Consider the following 17,427-nt stretch of genomic DNA (forward strand, 5'->3'; position numbering starts at 1 on the left):
TCAGTGGTTCAATGCACCTTCGAAACCCAACACCAGAAATGCAGGTTCAGTTCACCGGCAGTTCACGGATTGAGTGGTTGGTGGTTGAACTTGGTGCATATCGTCGACACTCGGCACAGACTCCTGTGCACACAAGATGATGACTTCCGAAGGAACCAGTACCGTGTCTACTCGCACCAAGATCTCGGCCCTCACCCTTGCTCTCCTCGCCAGCGTTTCCCTGGCGGCATGCTCGGCCGCTCCGGCCGGAAACGCACAAACCCCGGAGGCCGCAGCCGGCTTCGCCAAGGACGCCAGCACCCTGGTGTTCGGCGTGGTCCCGGACTCGGTTGACACCGAAACCAACTACCAGCCGCTGATGGACTACCTGGCCAAGGAAACCGGCAAGACCGTCGAATACCACGAGTCCACCGACTACGCCGCGCTCATCGAGGCCTCCATCGCCGGCAAGATCGATGTCGCATCCTTCTCCGGCTTCACGTACGTGACCGCCACCAACAACGGCGCCAAGCTCACCCCGGTCTCCTCGATCGTCACCTCGGAAGGCCAGGAGCCGGGTTACTTCTCCCAGGCCATCGTGCCGGCCGACAGCGACATCAAGACCATCGCCGACATGAAGGGCAAGAAGGTCTGCTTCGTGGATCCGTCCTCGACCTCCGGCTACCTCTTCCCCTCCTACAACCTGGGCAAGGCCGGAATCAATGTCGACTCCGACATCGAGAAGGTCTTTGCCGGCAAGCACGATGTTTCCGTGACAAAGGTCGGCGAGGGCAAGGAGTGCGAGGCAGGCTTCGCCGAGGACAGCGAGGTCGCAAAGAGCGACAAGGTCAAGGTCATCGACCAGACCATGGTTCCGGGCGCACCGATCGTTGTCTCCAACAACCTGCCCGAGGAACTGCGCACCGAGGTTGCCGGGCTGATGAAGGAACTGACCATCGACGAGATCGCCGCCGCCGGCATCGCGGGTGCCGATTCCGAGGGCTTCAAGGCCGTCTTCTTCGAGACCAAGCCGGTGGACGACGCCTACTACAACACCATCCGCGACATCTGCAAGAGCACCAACGCCTCGCAGTGCCAGTAAGTACCAGGTAGATCGAAGGGGATGGAACAGGTGAACAAGATGTCTGGACATGCAATCACGGCCACAAACGTGGTCAAGGTATTCGGCGACAAGGCCGCACTCAAGGGCGTAGACCTCGCTATCGCACCGGGCGAAATGGTGGTGCTGCTGGGTCTCTCCGGGTCCGGGAAGTCGACCTTCCTGCGGCACGTGGACGGGCTGGAAACACCGACCAGCGGCACGTTGAACGTCCTGGGCCAGGACCTCACCACGCTCTCGGGCAAGGGCATGCGCCAGTTGCGCTCCAAGGTGGGCTTTGTCTTCCAGCAATTTGAACTTGTTCCATCCCTGACGGCACTTGAAAACGTGCTGACCGGTGCGCTGGCCACGCTCAGGGGTCCGCGCCTGGGCCTGGCAACCTACCCGCGCCGCCTGCGCGTGAAGGCGCTGGAAACCCTCGATCGGGTCGGGCTGCTCGAGCGCGCCTACGAGCGCGCCGACACGCTGTCCGGCGGGCAGCAGCAGCGCGTCGCCATTGCCCGCGCGCTCATGCAGGAACCCGAGATCCTGCTGGCCGACGAACCCGTCGCCTCGCTGGATCCGGAATCAAGCAGGGTTGTCATGTCGCTGATCCGCGAAATCGCCCGCGAACGCAACCTCACGGTCCTGTGCTCGCTGCACCAGGTGGATCTGGCCCTCTCCTGGGCCGACCGGATCATCGGGCTGCGCGATGGCGCCGTGGTCCTGGATACCCCGACGGCCGGCCTGGGCCGGGCACAGGTCATGGAGATCTACGGAAAGGTCTCGGCCGAACCGGAGGCCCCGGCGGCACCCGCCCAGGCCGAGGCGGAACCCAAGCACGCAGCATCCCTGGCCGTCAGCGGGGCAGCCTCCTCATGAGCGTCGACACCCGGATTCCCACCCCGGTTCCCACGCCGGTGACCACACCGGTGGCGGGCAAGCCCGGGGCCCTGCCCCGGCCCACGCCCGAGCGCACCGCGGTGGTGCTGACCCTGCTGGCCATCGTGGGCATCTCCATCTACTCGCTGGCGAAGGCCGAGATCTCAATCGCCAACATGGTCGGGAGCATCGCCAATGCCGAGCGCTTCCTGGCCCGCGTCGGCACGGTCAAGTTCCCGCCCCTGGCGGAACTGCTGGAACTCACGGTTCTCACCCTGGGCCTGGTGTTGACCGGCACGCTGCTGGCCGCGGTCCTGTCCGTGCCGGTGGCCTACATCGCCGCGGCCAACACCACCCCCGGCCCGGCCTTCCAGGCCGCGGGCCGGTTCATCACGGTCTTCACCCGCGCCATCCCCGACGTCGTCTTCGCCATGGTGTTCATCCTGGTGTTTTCCATCGGCGCCCTGCCGGGCATCCTGGCCATCGGCCTGCACTCGATCGGCATGATTTCCAAGCTCTTCGCCGATGCGATCGAACAGATCGACGAGGGACCACGGCTGGCCATCAGGGCGGCCGGCGGTTCCAAGACCCAGGAATTCATCGGCGGCGTACTGCCGCAGGTGCTGCCGTCGTGGATCGCCACGGTGCTGCACCGCAACGACATCAACCTCCGCGGTTCGGTCATCCTAGGCTACGTGGGCGTGGTGGGCCTCGGCCTGGAAATGTCCCATGCGTTCAAGTCGCTGAACTACTCGCTGGGCGTCGGCATCGCGATCGTGATGTTCATCCTCTGCGTGGCCATGGAACTGGTTTCCGGCGCCATTCGCAAGGTCCTGCTGGGACACGCCGCGAACACCACGCGCTCCACCGCCAAGCGCGCAATGGCCCGCCGGGCCGCGCGCGCCGCCGCACCCCTGACGGTCCACTCGCGCAGGCCGTGGACGCCGGCCCGCGTGCGCAACCTGCTCTGGGGCTGGGGCGCCGTCGCCGTGGCAGTGGCCGGCGTGTGGGTCTGCGACATCAAGTGGAGCGACCTGATCGAGGTCTGGCCCAAGCTTCCGGCCATCATGGCACAGTTCTGGCCGCCCAATTTCGGCTCCTATGACTTCGCGACCATGGCCTCGGCCATGGGCAAGACGCTGGCCATCGCGCTGGCAGCGGTGATCCTGTCACTGGTCTTCTCCCTGGTGCTGGGCTCCTTAGCCGCACGCAACGTGGCACCGAACGATTCGGTGCGCGCGGGCTCGCGCCTGGCACTGGTGGCCATCCGCGGCGTCCCCGAGATCATCCTGGCGATCCTGCTCATCATAGTCACCGGGCTGGGCAGCCAGGCGGGCATCATCGCCCTGGCCTTCGCCGGCGTGGGGCTGCTGGGCAAACTGATCGCCGACTCGCTCGAGGAGGTGCAGACCGGTCCGCAGCGGGCACTCACCGCCACCGGCGCCACCCGGTTCCAAACCTACGTGTCCGCCACGCTGCCGCAGGGCGCCCGCGCCATCATCGGCCACAGCTTCTACCTGCTGGATTCCAACATCCGTGCCGCGACGATCCTCGGCATCGTCGGAGGCGGCGGCATCGGCTACTACCTGCTCAATGCGGGCCAGGGGTCGAACTACCCGCTTGTCACCTCGATCGTGCTGATGATCCTGGTTGCCGGGCTCGCCGTCGAGGGCATCGCCATGTGGGTGCGCAAGGTCTTGCGCTAGGGCTTTCCCCCGCGACACGGCCACAGGACCCCCGCGCACAATGCGCGGGGGTCCTGTTTGATGATCAGGTCTTACTGCTTCGCCGGCACTCCCGCCGCGGCAGCGGCACGTGCACCCTGAACGGCGCCAATCAACTGGGCCAGGCCTTCATGGGTCATCGGGGAGCCCGGGAAGTTGACCAGGCGCCCGATCGGCAGGGAGCCGAGCATCGTTGCCATCATCGACGAGGCCTCGTCGTCGCCCGAGCCGCCGGTGATCCCGGAGAGCGCGTCGCCGGCATGCTGGGCCATGATGGCGCCGCCGATGGGATCGGCCAGCAATTCGCCGAGGGTGGTTTCCGCGTTGATCGCAACCTGGACCACGTCGCCGGCCAGCTCGATGTCCGCGTTCAGGCGCACGTCGCGGCTCGAGGCGGCGGCCGAGACCTCGTAGGTTCCCGGCTCGACGGTCCAGCCGTCGACCCGGGTGTCCCAGTAGGCGAGTTCGGAACGGTCGACCAGCAACTCCACCTCGGTGCTTTCACCCGCAGCCAGTTCGACGCAGGCGAAGGCGGCGAGCGAGCGCGGCGGGCGTGCCACGCCGGAGCCCGGCAGGCCCACGTAGAGCTGCACGATTTCCCGTCCCGCGACGCTTCCGGTGTTGCGCAGGGTCACCGTGGCACGCAGTCCGTCGTCGTACCTCTGGACGTCAAGGTCCGTGTACTCGAAGTCGGTGTAGCTCAGCCCGTGTCCGAACGGGTAGCGCACCGCGGCCTTGCGGGCGTCGTGCCAGCGGTAGCCCACGAAGATGCCCTCACCGTAGCGCACGTGTCCGTGCTCGCCGGGGAAGTCCAGGGCCGCGGGGGTGTCCTCGAGGCGCAGCGGGATGGTCTCGGCCAGGCGGCCCGAGGGGTTCACCGCACCGGTGACGACGTCGGCCAGTGCGCCTCCGCCGGCCTGGCCGCCAAGCCAAGCGGCAAGCACTGCCGGCACCTCGTCGGCGAACGGCATTTCAACCACTCCGCCACCCACCAGGGCCACGGCGACCTTCGGGTTGGCCGCGCGCACTTCGTCGAGCAGCGCCAGCTGGACGGCCGGCAGTTGCAGGTCCGCCCGGTCAAAGCCCTCGGATTCGACGGCGCTTGGCAAGCCAAGCAGGAAGATGACGGTGTCGGCCCGGCCGGCTGCCGCCGCCGCCTCGGCGAAGAGTTCAGCTTCCGGGGCCGCGTCCACCGCCAGCGAGTAGCCGGGGGCGAACTCGACGGCCCCGACGCCCGGGGCGGCCTTTAGTTCGTCGAGGAAGTTTTCCACGCGGGTCGGGTTCACCTGCGAGGAGCCCGCACCCTGGTAGCGCGGGGTGCGCGCGAATTCGCCGATCACCGCGATGTCCGTTCCTGCCGGCACGGGCAGCAGACCGCCCTCGTTCTTCAGCAGCACGATTCCCTTGCCGGCGGCCTCGCGGGCCAGGGCGTGGTTCGCCTCGAGGTCCGCGGGTCCCTCGGCGGGCCGGGCCCGCTTGGCGAATTCAGCCAGGCGCACGACGCTTTCATCGAGCACCGATTCCTCGAGTTCGCCCGAGGCAATGGCGTCGGAGATCCGCTGGATGCTGTTGCCCGGGTTGCCCGGCATTTCCAGGTCCAGGCCCGCTTTGAGGGAACGCACCCGGTCGGTGACGGCTCCCCAGTCGGAGACGACGATGCCGTCGAAGCCCCAGTCCTCGCGCAGCACATCGGTGAGCAGCCAGCGGTTTTCCGCCGCGGAGACGCCGTTGATGCGGTTGTAGGAGCACATGACGGTCCACGGGCTGGCGTTGCGGACCACGCGTTCGAAGGCGCGCAGGTAGATCTCGCGCAGCGGCCGAGGGTCGACGTCCGCGGAGACCCGCATGCGGTCGGCTTCCTGGTTGTTCGCGGCAAAGTGCTTGACGGAGGCTCCCACGTCCCGGGACTGCAGCCCGTCGACCAGTGCCGAGCCCAGCACGCCGGAGACCAGCGGGTCCTCGGAGAGGTACTCGAAGTTGCGGCCGCACAGGGGCGAACGCTTGATGTTGACGCCCGGGCCAAGCACCACGCCCACGCCCTGGGCGCGTGCCTCGGCACCGATGGCCGCTCCCACGCGTTCGAGCAGGGAGACGTCGAAGCTTGATCCCAGGGTCACGGCCGGCGGGAAGCAGGTTGCGGGCACGGAATCCGCGAGCCCCAGGTGGTCGGTGGCGCCGGTCTGCAGGCGCAGGCCGTGGGGTCCGTCGGTGAGGATCACCGACGGCAGCCCCGCGGAGGCATGGCCGGAAGTGCTCCAAAAATCGCGACCCGTTGTCAATGATGCTTTTTCCTGGATTGTCAGCTCGGTCGGGATCATTGCGTTCATTTGCTGTCCTCGTGTCTGTTCCGGCGGTCACAACACCGCATTTTGAAATACCGTACAACACTCGGGATTTTGCCACAAGCATCGGCTAGTCTTGCGCTGGGACGTCACGGACGCCGCCGCCAACAACCTTTGTTCCAACAGATCAGGAGCCACGATGTCAGCAGAACAAAGCACCGAACAGGACCAGCTGATCATCGGCACCCCGCTGGGTCGCATGCGCGGCATCCGGCGGCCCGTCGAGGGCCGCAACGACATCACGTCATTCATGGGCATCCCCTTCGCCCAGGCCCCGGTGGGCGATCTCCGCTTCGCCGCCCCGGTTCCCGTCGGCCCGTGGGACGGAATCCGCGACGCGCTCGCCTTCGGTCCCACGCCGCAGCGCGGGGACCCCGGCGTGACGCTGATCCCCGAGCCCAGCGTGCCCGGCGAATCCACGCTCAACCTCAACGTCACCACCCCCGCGGCGGGAGACAGCGACGCAAGGCTTCCGGTGCTCGTCTGGATCCACGGCGGCGGCTTCTTCGCCGGCTCCCCCGCAAGCCCCTGGTACAACAGCACCGGGTTCGCCCGCGACGGGGTCGTCTCGGTCGTGGTGTCCTACCGGCTGGGCTTCGACGGGTTCGGGCACATCCCCGGTGCGCCGGAGAACCGCGGGGTGCGCGACTGGCTCTGCGCCCTTGAATGGGTGCGCGAGAACATCTCGGCATTCGGCGGCGACCCGGACCAAGTCACCATCGCCGGACAGTCGGCAGGCGGCGGCGCGGTGCTCACGCTGCTGGGCATGCCCGCGGCCCGCGGACTCTTCCGCGGTGCCATCTCGCTTTCCGGCGCACTGGCCGATGTCAGCCTGCCGCGGGCCAAGGAGCTGACCGACACCATCGCCAAGGAAGCCGGGGTGAGCGCGGACCTCGAGGGCTTCCGCTCGGTGCCCGAGGAAAAGCTCATCGAGCTGCAACTGAAGAACACCAGCCTCACGGCAAAGGGCGCCCTGCAGAAGATGCTCGACGAGGGGCTCTCGCTCGGCCCCGTTGTCGACGGGGACCTACTCCCCCGCCCGACTACCGAGGCGCTGGCCGCGGGCCACGGCAGCGACGTCCCGCTGTGGCTTTCGGCCACCGACGACGAATTCGCCATGGCCTTTAGCAAGGCGGCAAAGTTCCTTCGTTTCCTGCCGGCTGGCCGCATGATCACCAAGATGGGCGGGACCAAGGAGGCCCGCCGCGCCTGGATGACCCACAACGCGGACGTCAAGGCGCTGGGCACCGCCGCCGTCATGGGGCGCTTCCTGACCGACCGGATGTTCCGCGTTGCCTTGGCCGAACTCGCCGATACGCGCAGCAGCACCCCCACCTGGGTCTCGCGCTTCAGCTGGCGCACCCCGGTGTTCTCGGCGGCGGTCCACTGCCTGGACGTGCCGTTCTTCTTCGACTGTCTGGGCTCGGAAAAGGTCGAGCCGCTGGCGGGCCCCATTCCCCCGCAGGAACTGGCCGACACGCTGCATGCCGCGGCACTGAGTTTCATCAGGGATTCAAACCCGGGCTGGGAGCCATACGGTGCGGAGGAAAAGTTCACCCGGATCTTCGACAGCTACACCCGCACCGTCAAGGACGGCTACGCCAGCGTCCGGGCACTGCGCCCCGGGGCCTCGGTCTAGTCCGCCCCCGCGAATCGAAAGCGACCCTTGCCATCCAACGGACGGCAAGGGTCGCTTTGCTGTGGAAGTCAGTCTTGCGACAGGTGGCGTCGCAGGATCCCCGCAACCAACGCCGCCCGGTCGGGAACGTCGGCCAGCACAATATGCTCGTGGCGCGCGTGCGGCCCCCCGCCGCTGGCGCCCAGCCCGTCCAGCACCGGCAAGCCCAGTGCGGCGATGAAGTTGGCATCGCTGCCGCCACCCACGCTGATGCCCTCGAGCGGTTCGCGCAGTTCGGACGAAACCTCGTGCGCCATCTCCCACAGCGGGCGGCTCACCGAGGTGAACTGCATGGGCGGGCGGTTCCAGCCGCCGGTGACCTCCACCTCGATGCGCGGGTCGCTGGCCTCCAGCGAGGCGAAGAGTTCGGCCACGCGGTCGGCCTCGGCCGTGGTGGAGGCGCGCACGTCGGCCACGCAGTGCGCGGCCCCGGCAACCACGTTGCGGGTGGTGCCGCCACCGATGACGCCGACGTTGATGGTGGTGCCGGCCTTGTGGTCCTGTGCGGCGACGAGTTCGGGGATCAGCTCGGCCAGCGCGTGGATGGCGCTGGCCCCGCCCAGCGGGTCGTTCCCTGCGTGGGATTCGATGCCCGAGATGTTCACGGTGAACGCGCCGACACCCTTGCGTTCGGTCTTCACGTCCCATCCGACGCCCGGCTCCAGCACCAGGGTGGAGAGCGCCGAGGCCGCGGCCTTCTCGATGACCGGGCGGGAGACCGGGCTGCCGATTTCCTCGTCCCCGTTGAAGATGAAGCGCACCGGCGGGTGGGCGGCGCCCGATTCGCGCAGGGCGCGCAGCGCCCACACCGCGGTGACGAGCCCGGCCTTCATGTCGTAGGCGCCGGGCCCGGTGGCGGTCCCGTCGTCGCGGATGGTGAAGGGCCATTCGGCCAGGGTTCCGGCCGGCCACACGGTGTCGTAGTGGCCCACCAGCAGCACGCCGGCGCTGCCCGGATCCCCGTAGGTCACATCGATGGCGTCCCCGTGGCCCTCAAGCTTGTGGCGCACCAACCTGTCCGGTTCCCCGAGCCGCTCGCGCATCCAGGCAGTGATGGCCCCGGCCGCGGTGTCCAGCAGCTCCAGGTCCCGGCTGGGGGTTTCGTAACCCACCAGCATGGCCACGTCGGCGACCATATCCTCGGCGTGGGCCTTGGCCCAGTCATGGATGTCGGTCGTTGTCACGTCGATGCCTAGCACGTACGCCTCTTTCGTTCTTGCTTTGATGTCGTCACGGGCCGGTCTTAGCGAACCGGGGCGCCGGGGCCCAGCGGGATGCCCAGGGCGTACCAGCCTAGGAACATCAGGGTCCAGACCGCCAGGTTGATCACCGTCAGCGGCAGCACCAGCGACATCAGCGTGCCGATGCCGGCCGATGGCCGCACGCGGCGGATGAATTCCAGGGCGATCACGAAGTAGGGGCTCATCGGGGTCAGCGAGTTGGTCGGCGCGTCGGCGATGCGGAAGAGCGCCTGGCTGGTCTCGGGGTAGATGTTCAGCAGCATGAGCATCGGCACCAGCACCGGGCCGATCAGCGACCACATGGCGATGCCGCTGGTGAGCAGCAGGTTCATGATGCTGATGAGCAGGATGGCGCCGACGAAGATCAACATGACGGGCGCGTCGACGGAATTCAGCGCGTTCGCGCCGCCGATGGCCACCAGCTGGCCGACGTTGGTCCACTTGAAGTAGCCAAGGAACTGGGAAACGGCAAAGAAGAGCACGATCACGGGGACCAGGTCGCGCACGCCCTGGCCCATCAGGTCCGGGACGTCGCGGGCCGAGCGGATGGTGCCCACGGTCTTTCCGTAGACGATGCCGACCACCGCGAAGAAGAGCATCAGGAACACGGCGACGTTGTCCATGAGCGGGGAGTCCACGATGGAACCGCCCTCGCCGCGCAGCGGGGAAGCCTGGGGCACCACGGAGAGCACCAGCAGGGCCATGAAGATGGCCGCGGCAATGCCTGCCCGGCGCACGCCCCGGCGCTCGATGGGGTTGAGTTTCATGTCGGGGATGCCGGTCGGGTCGGTCAGGTCCGGGATGACCTTGTTCATGGCTTCGACGCGGCGGGCCACGATCAGCTCGGTCACGATGGTGATCGAAATGGCGAGCACGAAGGAGGACACGACGCCGAAGAAGTAGTTTGCTACGGGGGAAACCACATAGTTAGGATCAATGGTCTGCGCCGCTGCCGTGGTCAGGCCGGCGTAGACGGCGTCGGACCCCTCGATGATCGGGCTGACGCTGCCCGCGCCGCCGACGGCCACGTATGCGACGATGGCACCGATGACAGGGCTGCGGCCCACCGACCTGAAAGCGATCATGCCCAGCGGAATCATGACGATGAATGCCGCATCAGAGGCGATGTGGGCGAACATGGAGGTCAGCGCCACGGTGAACGTCACCATCTTTGCTGGCACGCGTGCCAGCATTGAGCGCATGACGGCGGTGAGCAGGCCGCCCTTGTCCGCAATGGCGACGCCGAGCATGACCACCAGGATCAGGCCCAGCGGCGGGAAGGTGATGAAGTTCTTGATAAGGTCGCCGAGTATCAGCTCAAGGCCCTCGGCCGAAAGCAGGTTGCGCGCCTTGATCGTTTCCCCGGTGGCCGGCGAGACCGCCGAGACGTCCAAGGCAGCCAGCAGGGCGCTGACGAGCATGAGCACGACGCTCAGTCCCATGAAGAGCCAGAAGGGGTGCGGCAGCCTGTTGCCCAACTGTTCCACGGCATCCATGAACTTCAACATGGCACCAATTCCGCGACGGGGCTTTTTAGTCTCCGTCTCCACTTCCATCACCACAAGCCAATCCAATCAATAATTTCAACCAGCCACACCACATTTAGTGGTGATTGTTGTCACGACAGGCAACTATAGTGGTGAAATATCCCAAGGAGGAAATTTGGTCCAGGAACTCGACCCCGCCGACCTAGACATCGTCGCCGCCCTGCAAATCGCTCCGCGGGCACCAATCAACCTGATTGCCGAGGTCATCGGGCTTAAGCCGACCACCGCGAGCCGCCGGCTGGCGAACCTGCAGGAGCGCGGGGTGCTGCGTGTGATCGCTTCCGCGCGGTGGACGGTACTGACCAGCGGGAACCCGTACGTGGTGTGGATCAAGTGCGCCCCGGGGCATACCGATGCGGTGGCCAATGAGCTGCGCCGGGTGCCCGAGGTGCAGTCGATCATGATGACCACCGGGGCCACGGACCTCTATTGCACCGTCTACCCGCTGCCGGGCACCGACATCAACCACCTGCTGATGACCCGGCTGCCCGCCATCGACGGCGTGGCTTCCATCCGCTCGGACCTGGTGCTGCGCGCAGCACGCGAAGGGTTCGGCTGGCGGCTGCACCGCCTCGGCGAGGAACAGACCGCCACACTCACGGCCTTGGCCGACTACGACCCGGACGCGCCGGCCGCGGCCAACCCCGCCCTGGGTCCCAATGAACACGGCGCCTTGGCCATGCTGCTCGACGACGGCAGGGTTTCCTCGGCGCAGGTGGCCCGCAAGCTGAGCATCAGCAACTCCAGCGCCTACCGGCTGGTCCAGAACCTGCTGGAATCGGGAACCGCCAGGCCCCGCGCGGAGATCGAACCGGCGTTGCTGGGCTACCCGATCACCGCGTTGATCAGCCTGGAAGTCCAGCCCCAGCACATTCCCGAGGCTCTGGCCCGGCTTAGTGCCCACGAGTCGGCCCGATACACGGTCATGACGGCAGGTCCGACTTCCGTGTTCTACCACGGGGTGTTCCGCAGCGAAGAGGCGCTGGCGGATTTCGTCACCGACGACATCGGTGCCCTGCCCGGGATCGTGGGGATGAACATGTCGATGGTGCTGCGCGTGCTGCGTCGCCAGTGGATCGACCGCGAAGACGGCTTCGTTCTTGGCGAGCGCCAGCCCTCGGCGCTGCCGCGAACGCATGACGACAAGGCGCCCTGACTCGCGCCCGCAACAGAAACGGCATCATCCGCAAGCATGCGGGTGGTGCCGTTTCCGCATTTGCGCCGGCCGATCCGGCGACGCCCTCACCAAGGAGGTAGAGAGCATTTCGCACCACCTTCCCCGGCGGTCCCCCAAGCTTCCGAACACCGCATCCCTCCAAGTGTCAACAAAGATGTCATCACCGTTGACTTAATCGGAACGTGAGCCTAGTCTCATCATGCGAGGACATTTCACGCGCCCTCGATTCCAGGCCATGTCTCCGTGGCCCGCACGCCCTCGTACACCTTTCGATTGGAGCCATTCATGGAGCTGCACCACCTCACGGCCACCAAGGCACGCGAACTTTTCAACGCAAAGGAACTCTCGCCCGTCGAATTGCTGGACGCGGTCGTGGCCCGCACCGCGGCGGTGGAACCGAGCATCAACGCACTGACCGAGGAAATGCTCGAGGTGGCCTACGACGCCGCCCGCGCCTCACAGGAACGTTTCGCCAAGCCGGGCACGCAGCTTCGCGCGCTTGAGGGAATCCCGCTGCTACTCAAGGAAGAGCAGCCGATTGCCGGATACACCTCGGAGGAAGGCTCCCTGCTTGAGAAGGGGAACATCGCCGACGTCACCCACCCCATCGTCGAGCGGATCTTTGCCGCGGGCGCCGTGGTGCACGGCCGCACGACGACCCCCGAATTCTGCTGCGCCGGCTACACCCACTCCAGGCTCTGGGGCGTCACCCGCAATCCGTGGAACCTCGAGATGACCCCGGGCGGCTCCTCCGGCGGTTCCGGCGCCGCCCTGGCCGCGGGCGAAACCATCCTTGCAACCGGCTCCGACATCGGCGGGTCCATCCGCATCCCCGCTTCCTTCAACGGACTTGTTGGCTTCAAGCCTCCCTTTGGCCGAGTACCCGGCATGGCGCCGTTCAATCAGGACACCTATTGCGCGGACGGCCCCATGGGCCGCAGCGTTGCCGACGTTGCCATGCTGCAGAACGTCATCGCCGGCCCGCACTACGCCGATCAGGCCTCACTGCGCCCGGCCTACGTGCTGGACACGCCGAAGGCTGCGGCCGCGGCCGGCATGCGCGTTGCCCTGTGCGTGAACCTTGGCGACTACGCCATCGACCCGGCGGTGGAAGCCAACACCCGCGCCGCGGCCGAGGCCCTGCGCAACGCCGGTGTCATCGTGGACGAGGTCACCCTGCCTTGGACCCGCAAGCAGCTCGTCGAAACGGCACTGGCACACTTCGGCGGCATCATGGGAGCATTCATCTCGGAAATCTCGGGCGAGCACCAAGAACTGTTGATGCCATACACCCGCGACTTCGCCAAGCGCGCCGCGTCGGGCGGATCCTTCGCCGGCGGCCTCATCTCGGAGACCGAGCTGTATGAGCCGCTGGGCAAATTGCTCGAAAGCTACGACGCCCTACTCTGCCCCACCAACGCGGCCCAGGGCCTGGTGGCGGACTTCCCGGATCCCGAGGCCCTCATCGAAATCGACGGGCAGCAAGTTCCCTGGCTCGAATCGGCCCTGACCCTCCCGTTCAACGTCATCGGCCGTGTCCCGGTGCTCGCCGTGCCGTCAGGAATCGCCCCGAACGGCGTACCGACGGGTGTGCAGATCGTCGGGCGCACCTACGACGACGCGACGGTCTTCACCCTTGGCGCGGCCCTCGAGGAGTCGCTGAACCTATGGACCGCCGATTCCTGGTGGCCCGAGGTCAAGGCGTCGGCAACCGCCTAGATCGGGCACCGACACTTCAGGCTGGATTGGCGGCGCCTGGCTTCCGGCCGTGTGGGGACGGAAGCCGGGCGTTGCCAATCCCTTTTTGTGCCCGCCTTTTGTGCCCGGTGGGCTTCGCTCGCCGGCTACCGGAGGCTGCGCGCGCCGTTGCGTTCGAGGGTGACGACAAGTCCGTCGAGCAGCGCATTGATGCCCAGGTCGAACGCCGCCTGGGCGCTCCAGATCTCCGCATCTTGCGGATCCAGGTTCGCATGCAATTCGTTGAGTTCCATTGGGAGCGAGTCGCGATTGAGCAGCGTATCGGGCGCCACGATGTCGAGTGCCGATCCGAGCACGTAGGCCTCCACGGCGCGCATGACCGCCACCGCTTCGCCGCGCCTCCAGCCGCCGCGGACCAGGCTGGCCACCACCTTCTCGTAGGTGGCCAGGGTCGCCGGGTCGGAGATCGCCGTCGTGGCCATCACCGCGATGATCTTGGGGTGCTGGGCAAAGGCCTTGAGGTAGTCGCGTGCCCAGGCCAGCAGCGCATCGCGCCAACCCAGTGACTCAAAGTAGCTCGCCTCGATGTGCTCGGACAGGATCCCTCGCATCGCCTCGATGAGGTCCTGCTTGCCCGCAATGTGGTTGTACAGGGAGGCGGGTTTCCGGTCGACTTCCTCCGCCAGCCGCTTCATGGTGAGCGCCTCGATGCCCTCGCGCCCCACCAACTCGAGCGCGGCGATCGCGATCTTCCGGCGATTCATACTCATCCTTGATTTCCCCACCTTCGAAACACTTGCAGCCAGCCCGCAAAAGTGACCATTGACACACTCTAGCCTCGGCTGTAGATTCCATTCTACTTATACGAACGACGTTCGTTCGTGCCACTCGGCGCCCCCGCTCCCATCTCCTGGTCGGTGCCGAGCCGTGCCGTTTACGTTGCTTGGCCTTGGAAAGGGTTTGCATGAACACGCAGCAGCAGAGATCCACCTTGTTTCACGGAGGAACCGTGTGGCCCGGAAAGGGGTTGGGCGACACGCACGCCCTGCTCGTCCGCGACGGCCTGATCGCCGCACTGGGCACCGACGCGGTGCAGCAGGCCAAGGACATCGACCACGAGGCCATCGACCTCGACGGCGGATTCCTCATGCCAGGGTTCGGCGAGGGCCACTCCCACCCGATCCACGGCGGCCTTGAAAATTACGGCCCCAAGCTCGTCGGACTCGCCTCGGTGGAAGCAATCGTCGCCGAAGTAAGGCGCTACGCCGAGGAAAACCCCGACGAGGAATGGATCCAGGGCGTCGCCTACAACGGCTCGCTCGCCGAAGGCGGCCTTTTCGACGCTCGCTGGCTCGATGAAGGCGTTTCCGACCGCCCCGTGGTCCTGCGGGGATGGGACGGCCACACCCTTTGGTGCAACTCGGAGGCACTGCGCCGAGCCTCGATCACCAAGGACACACCCGAACCGGAGATGGGCGAAATTCCGCGGCGTGCCGACGGCGAGCCGCTGGGCGTACTGCGTGAATGGGGTGCCCTGGACCTGATGGCCGCGGTCTGCCCGCCACCGGCCTTCGAAGTGCGCCTGAATGCACTGGCCACCGCCCTGGACATGTTCTCCTCCTTCGGGATCACCTGGGCCCAGGAATCCTGGGCCGAGCTGGACAACTACAAGGTCTACATCGAGGCGGCACGGCGCGGACTGCTCAAGGTTCGCATGAACATCGCCCTAATCGCCGACCCGCGGCACTTCCCGGGTTCACTTCAGGAGATGCTTGCGGCGCGCGAGGAAGTGCGGGCCCTGAACCATCCCAACCTCACGTTCAACACCATCAAGTTCTTCGCCGACGGGGTCATCGAGAACGAGACGGCGTCACTGCTGGACCCCTATTGCACGGTTGAACACCACGGCATGAGGATCTGGGAGCCGGCGGAGCTGTCCAAGGCCGTCGCGGCCGTTCGAGCCGAAGGTTTCCAGCCCTACATCCATGCCATTGGCGACGACGCGGTGCGGATTTCCCTTGATGCCATGGAGCATTCGGCGCACTTCACCGATGCAGCCGCCGCACGCCCCGTGGTCACCCACGTGCAGCTGGCCAGCGACAAGGACCTGGCACGTTTTGCCGAGTTGGGCGTCGTGGCAAACATGCAGCCGCTTTGGGCCCAGCTCGACGCGCTCATGACGGTGCTGACCATCCCGAGGTTGGGCCGGGAACGCGCCGACACTCAGTACAAGACCCGCACGCTGGCCGAATCCGGTGCCCGGCTCGCCTTCGGCTCGGATTGGCCCGCGTCCTCCGCCGACCCGCGCGAGGGCATCGCCATTGCCGCATCGCGGACCACCACGGACGGGGACCCCGACGGCGGCTGGGTGCCCGAGCAGATCATCGGGATCGAGGACGCGTTGGACATCTACACGCGCGGCACCGCCTTCCAGGGTTTCGCCGATGCGCACCCGGCCCCGTGGGGCACCCTGGCCCCGGGACACAGCGCCGACCTGGTGTGGCTCGGGCAGGACCCTCGGACCGCTGCACCGGCCGAACTGCCTGGCAATCCGGTCATCGCCACGTATCTTGCCGGCCAAGCCACCTACGCAAACGACAACGTAAACGAGTACGTCAACGACTCCGACCATGAAGGACAACCGAGCCATGTCGCACAGTAACCCCAACGCGGCACAGCTCCAGGCCGCAAGCGCCAATGCCGCCGCACCGCAGCTCAAGCGCGTTCTGGGCATTCCCGGCCTGGTGCTCTTCGGGCTTGTCTACATGGTTCCGTTGACGGTCTTCACCACCTACGGGATCGTCACCCAGGTCTCGGGCGGACGCCTGCCCATGGCGTACCTGATCACGCTGTGCGTCATGATGTTCACCGCACGCTCCTACGGGCTCATGTCCAGGGCGTTTCCCTACGCGGGCTCCGCCTACACCTATACGCAGCGAAGCTTCGGCCCGGCCACCGGCCTGATGGCAGGCTGGTCCCTACTGCTGGACTACCTCTTCCTGCCCATGCTGAACTACCTGGTCACCGGCATCTACCTCAACGCGGCCTTCCCGGCGATCCCCAACTGGGTGTTCATCGTCGCGGTGATTGCGCTCGTCACCACCCTGAACATCATCGGCATCGTCTCGGTCACCCGGGCCAACCTGGTGATCATCGCCGTCCAAGCCGTGTTCATCGTCGTGTTTATAGCGATGGCCGTGGCCTCGGCCACCGGGCAGGCCGACCTGAGCATCACCAGGCCGTTCACCGGCGACGGCAGCGCCGACGGGATCGCCCCGCTGATGTCCGGCGCTGCGATCCTGTGCCTCTCCTTCCTGGGCTTCGACTCGATCTCCACCCTGGCGGAGGAAACCAAGAACCCGCGCCGCTCGCTGCCGATCGCCATCACGCTGGTCACCCTCGGTGCGGGAATCCTGTTTGTCGTCCTTGCCTACGTGGCCCAGCTGGCCTACCCGAGCAACATTTTCACCGACCCGGATTCCGCGGCGATGGATGTCATGATGGCCGTTGGCGGGCAGACGTTCACCGCAATCTTCCTGGCCGCATTCACGGCCGGCGGCATCGGGTCCTCGATCGCCGCGCAGGCCTCCGTGGCCCGGATCCTCTACGCGATGGGCCGCGACGGCGTCCTGCCCAAGTCCTTCTTCGGGCGGCTCAGCCGCAGGTTCAACACCCCGGTCCTCTCCATCCTGGCCGTATCGGTGATCGCCATGGGCTCGCTGTTCGTGACGCTGCAGCTGATCTCCGAGACCGTGAGCTTCGGGGCGCTTGTCGCGTTCTCCGCAGTGAACCTTGCGGTCATCAAACACTACTTCTTCGACGAGGCCCGGCGCGGGGCCGTGGACACGTTCAGGTTCCTGGTGCTGCCGCTGATCGGCCTGGCACTGACGGTCTGGCTGTGGACCAGCCTGTCGGCCACGGCCCTGACCATCGGGCTGGTGTGGCTTGGCATCGGCTTCATCTGGCTGCTGGTCATCACCCGTTTCTTCCGCCGCCCGACGCCGCATCTGGACATGACGGAAAAGTAGCAACCCAGCCCGTCTGGTCTAGTGGATGGACA

The 17,427-nt window shown here is 66.5% G+C and carries 12 protein-coding genes; 8 read left to right on the top strand and 4 right to left on the bottom strand.

What is annotated here, in order from left to right:
- Positions 1–163 precede the first annotated feature (163 nt).
- From JOF47_RS16450 to JOF47_RS16460, 3 genes are read left to right on the top strand one after another with little or no spacing between them, the layout of a single operon-like run.
- Complete coding sequence (locus tag JOF47_RS16450; RefSeq protein ID WP_342592817.1) at positions 164–1,081, top strand: phosphate/phosphite/phosphonate ABC transporter substrate-binding protein; 918 nt, start codon at positions 164–166, stop codon at positions 1,079–1,081.
- A 39-nt stretch (positions 1,082–1,120) separates the two neighbouring features.
- Positions 1,121–1,960 (top strand): phosphonate ABC transporter ATP-binding protein, encoded by an 840-nt coding sequence (gene phnC, locus JOF47_RS16455; RefSeq protein WP_210000364.1) that lies wholly within the window; start codon positions 1,121–1,123, stop codon positions 1,958–1,960.
- On the top strand, positions 1,957–3,666 hold the full coding sequence (locus JOF47_RS16460; RefSeq protein ID WP_210000365.1) for a PhnE/PtxC family ABC transporter permease: 1,710 nt from the start codon (positions 1,957–1,959) through the stop codon (positions 3,664–3,666). The genes phnC and JOF47_RS16460 overlap by 4 nt, the downstream gene beginning before the upstream one ends.
- A 71-nt stretch (positions 3,667–3,737) precedes the next feature.
- Here JOF47_RS16460 and JOF47_RS16465 read toward each other — a convergent pair whose 3' ends face one another.
- Positions 3,738–6,011 carry a glycoside hydrolase family 3 C-terminal domain-containing protein gene (locus JOF47_RS16465; RefSeq protein WP_210000366.1) on the bottom strand — a complete coding sequence of 758 codons (2,274 nt, stop codon included), beginning with the start codon at positions 6,009–6,011 and terminating at the stop codon, positions 3,738–3,740.
- A 154-nt stretch (positions 6,012–6,165) separates the two neighbouring features.
- Between JOF47_RS16465 and JOF47_RS16470 the strand changes: the two genes are divergently transcribed.
- A complete protein-coding gene (locus tag JOF47_RS16470) occupies positions 6,166–7,665 on the top strand; it encodes a carboxylesterase/lipase family protein (RefSeq protein WP_210000369.1) in 1,500 nt (499 codons plus the stop codon).
- Between the two features lie 68 nt (positions 7,666–7,733).
- Here the strand turns inward: JOF47_RS16470 and JOF47_RS16475 are convergent, their stop codons facing one another.
- Both JOF47_RS16475 and JOF47_RS16480 read right to left on the bottom strand, forming a co-directional pair.
- On the bottom strand, positions 7,734–8,888 hold the full coding sequence (locus JOF47_RS16475; protein ID WP_342592818.1) for a M20 family metallopeptidase: 1,155 nt from the start codon (positions 8,886–8,888) through the stop codon (positions 7,734–7,736).
- 59 nt (positions 8,889–8,947) lie between these two features.
- A complete protein-coding gene (locus JOF47_RS16480) occupies positions 8,948–10,453 on the bottom strand; it encodes an AbgT family transporter (RefSeq protein WP_210000375.1) in 1,506 nt (501 codons plus the stop codon).
- 154 nt (positions 10,454–10,607) lie between these two features.
- Here JOF47_RS16480 and JOF47_RS16485 point away from each other — a divergent pair, with 154 nt between their 5' ends.
- Both JOF47_RS16485 and JOF47_RS16490 read left to right on the top strand, forming a co-directional pair.
- Complete coding sequence (locus JOF47_RS16485) at positions 10,608–11,648, top strand: Lrp/AsnC family transcriptional regulator (protein WP_210000378.1); 1,041 nt, start codon at positions 10,608–10,610, stop codon at positions 11,646–11,648.
- Between the two features lie 306 nt (positions 11,649–11,954).
- Positions 11,955–13,388 (top strand): amidase, encoded by a 1,434-nt coding sequence (locus JOF47_RS16490; protein ID WP_210000381.1) that lies wholly within the window; start codon positions 11,955–11,957, stop codon positions 13,386–13,388.
- A 125-nt stretch (positions 13,389–13,513) separates the two neighbouring features.
- Here the strand turns inward: JOF47_RS16490 and JOF47_RS16495 are convergent, their stop codons facing one another.
- Positions 13,514–14,137, bottom strand: a complete 624-nt coding sequence (locus JOF47_RS16495; RefSeq protein WP_210000385.1) for a TetR/AcrR family transcriptional regulator — start codon at positions 14,135–14,137, stop codon at positions 13,514–13,516.
- 194 nt (positions 14,138–14,331) lie between these two features.
- Here JOF47_RS16495 and JOF47_RS16500 point away from each other — a divergent pair, with 194 nt between their 5' ends.
- Together JOF47_RS16500 and JOF47_RS16505 are read left to right on the top strand one after the other, a co-directional pair.
- Positions 14,332–16,029 (top strand): amidohydrolase, encoded by a 1,698-nt coding sequence (locus tag JOF47_RS16500; RefSeq protein WP_210000388.1) that lies wholly within the window; start codon positions 14,332–14,334, stop codon positions 16,027–16,029.
- Positions 16,016–17,395, top strand: coding sequence for an APC family permease (locus tag JOF47_RS16505; protein ID WP_210000391.1), 1,380 nt, complete (start codon positions 16,016–16,018; stop codon positions 17,393–17,395). Before JOF47_RS16500 ends, JOF47_RS16505 begins: the two co-directional genes overlap by 14 nt.
- Positions 17,396–17,427 lie beyond the last annotated feature (32 nt).

It is taken from the genome of Paeniglutamicibacter kerguelensis (genome assembly GCF_017876535.1).
Taxonomy (GTDB): Bacteria; Actinomycetota; Actinomycetes; order Actinomycetales; family Micrococcaceae; genus Paeniglutamicibacter; species Paeniglutamicibacter kerguelensis.

Excerpts from the sequence above, each read along its gene's own strand:
- phnC (WP_210000364.1), top strand. The coding sequence starts at position 1,121 with ATGTCTGGACATGCAATCACGGCCACAAACGTGGTCAAGGTATTCGGC.
- JOF47_RS16460 (WP_210000365.1), top strand. The coding sequence starts at position 1,957 with ATGAGCGTCGACACCCGGATTCCCACCCCGGTTCCCACGCCGGTGACC.
- JOF47_RS16465 (WP_210000366.1), bottom strand. The coding sequence starts at position 6,011 with ATGAACGCAATGATCCCGACCGAGCTGACAATCCAGGAAAAAGCATCA.
- JOF47_RS16470 (WP_210000369.1), top strand. The coding sequence starts at position 6,166 with ATGTCAGCAGAACAAAGCACCGAACAGGACCAGCTGATCATCGGCACC.
- JOF47_RS16480 (WP_210000375.1), bottom strand. The coding sequence starts at position 10,453 with ATGTTGAAGTTCATGGATGCCGTGGAACAGTTGGGCAACAGGCTGCCG.
- JOF47_RS16490 (WP_210000381.1), top strand. The coding sequence starts at position 11,955 with ATGGAGCTGCACCACCTCACGGCCACCAAGGCACGCGAACTTTTCAAC.
- JOF47_RS16495 (WP_210000385.1), bottom strand. The coding sequence starts at position 14,137 with ATGAGTATGAATCGCCGGAAGATCGCGATCGCCGCGCTCGAGTTGGTG.
- JOF47_RS16500 (WP_210000388.1), top strand. The coding sequence starts at position 14,332 with ATGAACACGCAGCAGCAGAGATCCACCTTGTTTCACGGAGGAACCGTG.
- JOF47_RS16505 (WP_210000391.1), top strand. The coding sequence starts at position 16,016 with ATGTCGCACAGTAACCCCAACGCGGCACAGCTCCAGGCCGCAAGCGCC.